The following is an 8729-nucleotide window of genomic DNA, read 5'->3' on the forward strand; positions in this document are numbered from 1 at the left end:
CAAAACGGTTGGGGGCCAGTTGGAGGTGCAGTTGCATGGAGGTGCAGGTGGACTCCGGGGCGATGTCCTGGAAGTCCTGGTTGATGTGTTCACGATCGGAGAAGTTGATGTGGACGAGTTCACCACGTGATTCGATGACTGCGTTGCTGAGTGCACGGTAGCGGTTTTCCCGCGTCATCCAGGAGGGATCAGAGAGAAATTCTGGGGTGATGGTGGGTAGGGTACCGATCATCGCTACCTGGGCACCGGCGGTTGTCGCTGCTTCACGAACCCTGTTTAGTCGGTGGGTGATGCCATCTTCCAAGCGTCCCAGACCATCATGATGTACTGAGAGTGGCGGGTGGTTGAGCTCGACGTTGAAATTGCCGATCTCGGATTGGAATTCCTCATCGAGGAGGCTGAGGACCTCAGCACCGAGCAGTGCCGGTTGCATCTTGGAATCAACCAGGTTCAACTCAAGTTCAAGACCGATGGAACCGTGATCGTCGAACTCGGACCGCTGGAGGTGACGGTCGAAGATCTCAAGATCTTCCATGAGCAGCTGGCGGTAGCGTGTGCGCTGTTCAGGGGTGTATCTGATGGAGGTTAGTGGATCGCCCATGCACCTGAATAAACCACAAAATGAGTGCTGATGGTGGGCAAGATACAGAACTGGTCTCCCCGGGGGTGCTGCTATCAGCCCATTATTAACCCGTACATCGGGCAAAAAGAAAGACTGGGGGAACGGTTCATGGTTCCGCCAGCCTTTCCTTATGGAAGGTTTAATCCACCTTCATACTGCCCGGGTTCCACAGGCCGGAGCGCTGGAGGGTTTCCAGATCAACGTCGGCAACCTGGGGTGCTTCGTTCTGCGAGTTGGTGCGCAGTTCATAGCGTTCGATGGAACCCCAGTCGCGGCCCCAGTCGTTCTTGAGGTAGGACGGGACTTCGTATGCGGTGTTCACTGCTTCTGCAGTGCCCATGGCACCGCCGCCAGCCCAGTCCTGGAATGGGGTCAGGGTTGACTTGCCACCATGGTCGGGGGAGATGCGGTACTCAGGAATCTCAGTGATGCCGGCATAGTGGTCGAAGGTGCGCTGGCATGGGAACTGGAGGCCAACGGCCCAGTCGAGCAGACCTGGGGTTTCGGATCCGATGATGTTGTCCAGGGAGTCCAGGGTCGGGACGCGTGGTGGGGTGAAGGCGACCCACTGGTCAGAGTCCAGGTTGTCGTCGGTTGCCACGATGCGGATGGCGTTGGCTTCCTCAGGCAGAGCGTCGACCGGGAGGCGGAGGTTGCGCCAGGATGGCTCGGGTCCGATGTCGAACATCATTTCTTCGCCGGTGTTGGTGACTTCACCGTCTGCACCCAGGGTGCCGTATTCCAGCATGAGGGACTGGCCGGATTGGAAGACACCGTTGATGTCAAAGTGTTCAACACGGCCTGCCGCAGACACCACGATGATCGGGGCGTCATTGCTTCGCTCTGGAAGTTCGTACCAGTCGGTGGTGATTTCGGCATGAACCTGGGTTCCGCCGGACCAGGATCCGACGACTGGGACCTGGGTGTAGTCGAGATCGAAGGGCAGGCGTGCACTGGATCCGTTGATGCCGGCATCTGCGCGGAGACCGCCGGTGTTGCCGGTGGACTGGCCGGAGGCATCGTCGGAGCCGCCGCCGGTGTCTTCATCGGTGGAATCGGCAATCGCACCGACAGAGGTGGTGGAGGCCTGGTCCTGGTTGATGTAGGCAGGGATACCGGCGGCGCTGAAACCGCGGGCCACATCGGATTCGAGGGATTCGCCGAGGGGGGAGTTGACCGGGGTGAGGAAGGATTCGTTGGAGTTGGTTTCCAGCATGGCATCGGAGGCCAGTCCACAGGTCTGGCCGCCAAGGGAACGGATGTTGCCCAGGCCGACACTGTAGTTGGGGTACTGGTCGGCGAATGCCTTGCCCAGTGAACCCATGGAGATCAGCACGACGATGGCGGAAACCAAGGCGATGGGGGAGGCAAGCAGTCCCTTGAACCGGGATGCGCGGGCCACCTTTGCTGCTTCCTCGGAGCGGAAGTCACCCATGGTGTGCTGGGTTTCCGCCTGGGCAACCTTGACGTCCTTGATGAAGGACTGAATCACACCGACGATCAAGACGATCACCGCGATGATCAGCACCACGGTGGGTGCCTCAATGCCGTTGAGCTGGATGGTCTTGTCCCACCACGGTACGGAGTAGCTGGAGGTGTACCACCAGCCGTTGGTGCCGGCTAGGGCGAAGGCGAAGAGGAAGAGGAAGATACCGATGGAGATGGTTCTCATCCGTGGAGATTTCACGGCCACATAGGACAGTCCCACGGCGGCCAGACCAGCGAGTGCACCGGCCAGACCGGCGTAGACACCGAAGTGGTGGGTCCACTTGGTAGGGGTGAACATCATGAAGAACATGGTGCCGAACAGCACCAGGGTCAGACGCAGGGCTGGTCCCTTGGCGGAGCCCATGACGCGGCCGTAGCGGAGGATGCAGGCGACCACGATGGCCAGGCAGGCGATCAGCATGATCACGGGGAAGCGGCGGGTGAAGGAACCGTCAACAGTCTGTTCCAGCAGGGTCTGGTAGCGCACGAACTCGTGGTACCAGGGCAGCGCGGGGCCCTTTTCTGAGCGCACGGAGATGGATTCCATCACGGTGGCCAGGGTCTGGTCGCCGAAGACGGCGATCAGGATGGCAGTTCCAGCAGCCAGGAAAGGCGCCAACATGGCCAGGACGGCAACGAAGACGGTGCCCCTGGAGGATCCCTGCGGGGCTCCCAGCAATGGGAGACGACGGTAAAGGATGCGGATCAGACTGGAGAGACTGACCAGGAGTGCAGCCACGGCGATGAGACCGGTGGGGCCTGCACCCAGGGCGATGGTGGCCAGGATGGTACCTATCGCTGCGGGCAGCAGGCGGGAGGAGGCGATGGAACGCTCGAAGGAGACCCAGGCCAGCAGTGCGGTGGCTGCGATGATCGGTTCCGGGCGGGTGCCGTTGTTGTAGGGCAGCCAGAACGCCAGGAAGAGCATCGCGGCGGACCAGTGGGCAACACGACGGCCGTCGATACGTGCCCCCAGTCGTGGCAGCACTTCACGTGAAAGCACGAACCAGATGATGAACGCGGAGATGAGGGCTGGCAGACGCAGCCATATCGAGGCGGTGGAGACATAGGCCATCAGGGCTAGCAGGTCATAGAACGGTGCACCGAAGGGTGATTCCGGGACACCGAACCAACGGTAGTAGTTGGCCATGTAATCCGCGTTGTGGGAGACACGGGCCATGTTCATGATGAAGCCGTCATCGGAGGTGTTGGCACCGAAGACGTGCCAGTACAGCAGGACGAAGGTCACCACACCGTCGAGGGGTTTGAACTTATTCCACTTGGCGGGCAGGAAGCGGTGGACCTTGCGGCCATCGAGGATGTCCATGCGGTGCAGTGTCCAGAGGGACACCACGGTTAGCAGCAGACCGGTGAACATCACGATGTATTTGATCACGCTCGGGGAGGAGGTGAATCGTGAGTTTACCTCGATGTCCACGGACAGTCCGGCAGCGGTCAGGGAGGAGTAGGAAGCCTGGTCGTCGACAAGCTCGGTGTAGACACCGGTCACCTGGGGCCGTGAGTCGGCACCGGTCTCGCCGGAGTGGTCGGTTCCGGGGATGGTGGCGGTGGTGTTCTCCTCGTAGGAGGAGATGTCCAGCATGGCGTCATCCGGCAGCCTGTCCACTGCGGTTTCCGAGAGGTCCAGCAGGACCTCACCGCCCACCACCACGTCGAGGTTGCCGTCGATGCTGCGGACAAAGAGACCACGCTTGGTGGCATCCGTACTGTCTTCCGGCAGCGTTCCGAAGATCAATGTCTGATCCGGATTGAGATTATCCAGGGCAGACAGCGGAATGCTCGCATCAAGCGACTGCGGAGCGTAGGAGATCAAGGGTGCATTGATGCTGGCCAGACCATCCTTCTGCGGCCAGGACAGTGAAGACTGCACCTGATTCACCGGCATGAATGGCGTGAGCAGGAACATCAGTAGTCCCAGAAGGCCAGAAAGGATGGCTAATCTCTTCAACCATCCGGGGGCGACTTTGACGGGACTCTCAGCCGGGCTGCTGCCCGCGGAACCCTGTTCTTTTTTTGACTCAACTACTTCCGACACAGGCAAAGAGTCTACGGTATCGGGCCGGTAACTTCTGCTTCCACGGCCGTCACGGAAGGTGTCACTCATCACGCGTCACCACTACGAATGGCCCGATCTGTTCAATCTGCCAGGGGGCTGCTGCACTGGTAAACACATCGGGGTTGAAGAAAACACCCCGGAATCGGACGTTGGGATTGTTGGGGTAGATGTCTTCCGCAAGGTCGTATTTCCACCCTGGCGAGTCGTCACCGATGCCCTCGGCGTCACCGCGGAAGATGAACACATCAGGCCCGGCCCACTCGGCATTGTCAATGGCTGCGGCAAAATCCTCCGGTTCCTGGAGTTCTTTCCAGCTGGCTGCCGCCCATTCCTCGATGGCGGTGTTGCGCTTGCCGAACTCACCGAGTGGGTTGGCATAGTGGGAGGTGAAAGCCTGGAAACCTCGGTAGGGGTTATAGGACATGAAATCCAGTTCATCGGTGAGCACGATGGTTTCTGCGGGTTCGAAACCCTGGTTCTGCAGGTGCATGTCAATGTTGACGTAGTACTGCGCAGAACCCGGCGGATAGAGGTCGGCGCGTTCGCCATAACCATCAGTATCGGTGTAGGCCAGGTCGATGGCGGAGGAGTTACGCTCCGGAATGCTCTGGGCGTAACTCAGACCTGCCGCGGCAACGACGATCATCAGAACCGTGGTGGTGGCCTGTGCGATCCGGGGTGTGATCCGTTCTGGATACAGCATGTAGATTCCGGCGATGCGGAAATCGGCGATGCCGAGCACACCGGCGGTGGCCAACATCAGGACGATCAGGGTGTCCAGACGGAAACCCAGCAGCGTATTACCCAGCAGCGTGACCACCATCGACGTCACGATCCAGCCATAGAACACGCCGACCGACAGCCCCATGGCGCGCACCACCGGATCGCGGTGATGGACCACCAGATAGATCACGCCGACCACACACAGCAGCCCGATCACACTCGGCGCGAGAAACGGCAGGGGTAGCTGCGTGCCTTCATAGGGCAGATAATGCATGGCGGTATCGCCGCTCTGCTCCGCGCCTTGCAGGCTGGCGAGCAGGTACGGTGCCCAGGTGATCAGCGCGATGCTTATCGATGCCACCCCCAACACCACCAACCAGATGATGGGTTTCCAGTTTCGTCCCATGGTGGCCATCACCACCGCGGTGATGGCCACCACGGACAGGGCGATGACTGCAGTGAATAAGGTGTAGAACATCGCAGAGAATCCGAGGAAGAGGATTCCAGCGACCAGTGCGAAGATATTGCCCCGCAGAATACGTGGTGCTAGTGCCACCATCGCAGGAATACCCATGGCCACCAATGCCGCATAGGGCTCATCTGGACTCATCACCAGGATGACGCAGGTGCTGACCAGGGCGATAGCCGTGGCCACCGGCAGGGAGCCGATCAGACGTTGCCATACCGGGACCAGGACGCAACCACCTACTGCCAGTGAGATAATGGCCCAGGGCTGAAATACCTCCCAACCGGGCATACCCAGCAGGTTGGCCAGGCGTCCACCGAACCAGAACCACACCGGAGGATAATAGGTGGGCATATCGGCATAGGCCATGTCGCTGATGGTGATGTCATCGGCCAGGCGGGTCAGATACTGGGTGCGGAAACCCTGGTCCACGCTGACACCATCCAGATACAGCCGGGTGGCTGATAGTGGGATGGCCAACACGGCGATCACGATGGCGGCAGGGCTGAGATAAGACACCAGGTAGGTCAGCGTTGTCCGCCAGCGGGGACGTGTGACCTTTGGTGGATCCTCCTGGGCCCAGCGTGGGTTGGTGCTGCGCTCATCACGAATCCACCACCACAGCAGCAGTCCCACGGCCACGAGTGTCAGGGTGATCATGGCTGTCGCCAGGGCACGGGTCACCATGGACGCTCCAAAGGCCGGCAGGCTGGTCTGCTTCAGCACCAACCAGGTGACCAGGGTGAATACGAATGAACCCAGGGCGGCCAGGAAGATGGAGAGCACCGTCATGCTCCGATCAAACTGGTCGGGAGTGAACTCATGCACCTCGAGGGTGGTGGCGCCGCCTTCACCCGGTGCGGACACGGCGGGTACCTTGGCCGGACGGGGCGCGTCTGTCTCCCGGAGAACTGTGTGTTCCGGGTGCAGATCCTCATGGGGTTCGGAGGAATTCTTCATGCTAGAAGTCTTTCACATCAGGTGGACAAAGTGATGATGCCTGTGTCCTGACGCACCAAGACCCCGCTGATGACAGTGGACGCTACTTCATCGGCGGGGTCTGGGGTGCTGGGAATCTTTAATTCTTCAGCGGCGGTGGGCGATTCTTAGATCGGCAGCTTGCGGAAGATCGCCCGTGGGATGAACTGGAATGCCAGTGAGACGTACTGGAACAGTGGGTGGACATAGATGATGTCCTTCTTGGCCACCACGGCATCGTAGACGGCGTTGGCAACATCCTCACGGTTGACAGTCAGTGGTGCCTGGCCTGCCTCCGCACTCATCTTGGTGCGGACCTGCCCTGCGCGGACGACCAGTACCTTGGCACCGGAGTCACGCAAGGCCTCGCCCATCTGCGTGTAGAAGCCGTCGAAACCAGCCTTGGCGGAGCCGTAGACGAAGTTGGAGCGGCGGACACGCTGACCTGCCACCGAGGACATGGCCACGATGGTGCCGTGTCCCTGTTCCTCAAACTTGCGGCCCAACAGCACACCGACGGACACACCCGCGGTGTAGTTGATGGAGACTGCTTCCACGGCTTCAGCCTGGGTGCGCCACTGTGCTTCATTGTCGCCGAGGACACCGAAGGCCACGATGGCCACATCGATGTCACCTTCCTCGAAGGCCTCCGCCAGGGCGGCTGGGTGGGAGTCGGTGTCCAGGGCGTCGAAGTCGACGACCTTCACCGAGTCGGCGCCGGCGGCCTTGATCTGTGCCACGGCAGCCTCAAGACGTGGTGAATCCTTGCGTGCAGCCAGGGTGACATGGGAGCCACCCTGCTGGAGGAAACGTTCCACGATAGAGATTCCAATTTCGGAGGTTCCTCCCAGAAGGAGGATGTTCTGGGCTTTGCCCACAGCGTTCAGCATTTGCTCGTGTTCCTTAAATAGTGCAGAAGAATGTGCAGATCTGGGGCAACCGCTAGTGCAACTCGAGGCGACGTGACATATCGGAAGCAAAAACTCCGGTCGGGTCGATCTCATTGCGGACCTTCAGCCAGCCTTCCATGCCTGGGTACATGGTGTGGAAGTTCTCAGCGGAGGTGCGGGATTCCTTGGCCAGGTACAGACGGCCGCCGAATTCCATGACGCGCTTATCCAGCTCATCAAGGAAGGCGCCCAGGCCGGGACGGATGGGGAAGTCCACGCAGACATTCCAGCCCGGCATCGGATAGGACAGGGGGGCACGGTTGCCCGGACCGAAGAGCTTGAACACGTTCAGTGCGGAATAGTGACCGGACTTCTGCATGTCGCGGATGATGTCCTTGAACGGCTCGACGGCATCCATCGGCACCACGAACTGGTACTGCAGAAAGCCCTTGGACCCATAGCCACGGTTCCACTCACCGATGAGATCCAGCGGCTGGTAGAACTGCGTGAGGTTCTTCACCTGGTTCCTGGCGGGCGAGCCCATGGCGTAGTAGGCCTCACCGATGGCCATCAGCGAGTACTTATTGATGGTGAAGGACGGGAAGATGTCCGGGACGGTCAGCAGCTGTGGTGCGTTGAACTTCAACGGGTCCTTCGCCAGCTTGGGGGAGAGTTCCTCCAGCTGTGCGAGGGTGGCCAGGGAACCACGGGAGATTGTGGAGCGACCCAGCTTCGGCTCGGGGGAGATCACATCAAACCAGGCGGAGGAGTACGTGTAGTTGTGCTCGGAACCGTCGGAGTGGAACTCCACGGTCTCATCCAGGTTGTTGGTGCGATCCGTGTCGGCGATGAAGTACGCGGTCTCGGTCTTGGTCATGCGGATGCGGGCGCGGACGATGATGCCGGTCAGGCCCATGCCACCCACGGTCGCCCAGAAGAGGTCTCCGGAGGGGTCCTCGGCGGTGCCCTCCGGCTCCAGGTGCAGGATGCGGCCATCGGCGACCAGCAGTTCCATGGAGACCACATGATCACCGAAGGAACCGGCTGAGTGGTGGTTCTTGCCGTGGATATCGGGTCCGATGGCGCCACCGATGGTGACCTGACGGGTGCCGGGTAGCACCGGGATCCAGAGGCCGTAGGGCAGTGCGGCCTTCATGAGCTGGTCCAGGGTGACACCACCGTCCACATCCACGATGGCGGATTCCGGGTCGATGGAGTGGATCTTGTTTAACGGCTGTATGTCAATGACCAGGCCACCGGCGTTCTGTGCCGGGTCGCCGTAGGAGCGTCCCATGCCGCGGGCAATGACGCCACGCTTGAGGTGGGCGGGCTTGGAGTCATTCTGTTCTGCCACCCGACGTACGGCCTCGACGATGACATCGAGGTCCGGGGTTGTCAGGACTTCAGCAGTGGTCGGGGCGGTACGGCCCCAGCCGGTCAGTTTTTTGGCTTCTAGTGGAAGGGCTCCGGGGGCACCGGCCGAAG

At 60.5% G+C, this 8729-nt stretch carries 5 protein-coding genes; all 5 read right to left on the reverse strand.

Annotation, left to right across the window (positions count from 1 at the left end; translation table 11 throughout):
• The coding region (locus Q0M74_RS11445; protein WP_293954534.1) for a glutamate-cysteine ligase family protein at positions 1-601 on the reverse strand (601 nt) is incomplete at its 3' end.
• 160 nt (positions 602-761) lie between these two features.
• Positions 762-4235 (reverse strand): arabinosyltransferase domain-containing protein, encoded by a 3474-nt coding sequence (locus Q0M74_RS11450; RefSeq protein ID WP_293954535.1) that lies wholly within the window; start codon positions 4233-4235, stop codon positions 762-764.
• Entirely contained in the window at positions 4228-6168 is a 1941-nt protein-coding gene (locus tag Q0M74_RS11455) for a galactan 5-O-arabinofuranosyltransferase (protein ID WP_293954540.1), read from the reverse strand. The genes Q0M74_RS11450 and Q0M74_RS11455 overlap by 8 nt, the downstream gene beginning before the upstream one ends.
• Positions 6169-6482: 314 nt before the next feature.
• Entirely contained in the window at positions 6483-7244 is a 762-nt protein-coding gene (locus Q0M74_RS11460; protein WP_293954537.1) for a decaprenylphospho-beta-D-erythro-pentofuranosid-2-ulose 2-reductase, read from the reverse strand.
• Between the two features lie 52 nt (positions 7245-7296).
• Positions 7297-8729: FAD-binding oxidoreductase (locus Q0M74_RS11465; RefSeq protein WP_293954539.1), on the reverse strand; the 1433-nt coding region annotated here is incomplete at its 5' end.

Source organism: uncultured Corynebacterium sp., assembly GCF_945649885.1.
Classification (GTDB): domain Bacteria; phylum Actinomycetota; class Actinomycetes; order Mycobacteriales; family Mycobacteriaceae; genus Corynebacterium.

Coding starts and splice junctions, on each gene's coding strand:
- Q0M74_RS11455 (WP_293954540.1), bottom strand. CDS start 6,168: ATGACGGTGCTCTCCATCTTCCTGGCCGCCCTGGGTTCATTCGTATTC.
- Q0M74_RS11460 (WP_293954537.1), bottom strand. CDS start 7,244: ATGCTGAACGCTGTGGGCAAAGCCCAGAACATCCTCCTTCTGGGAGGA.
- Q0M74_RS11450 (WP_293954535.1), bottom strand. CDS start 4,235: ATGAGTGACACCTTCCGTGACGGCCGTGGAAGCAGAAGTTACCGGCCC.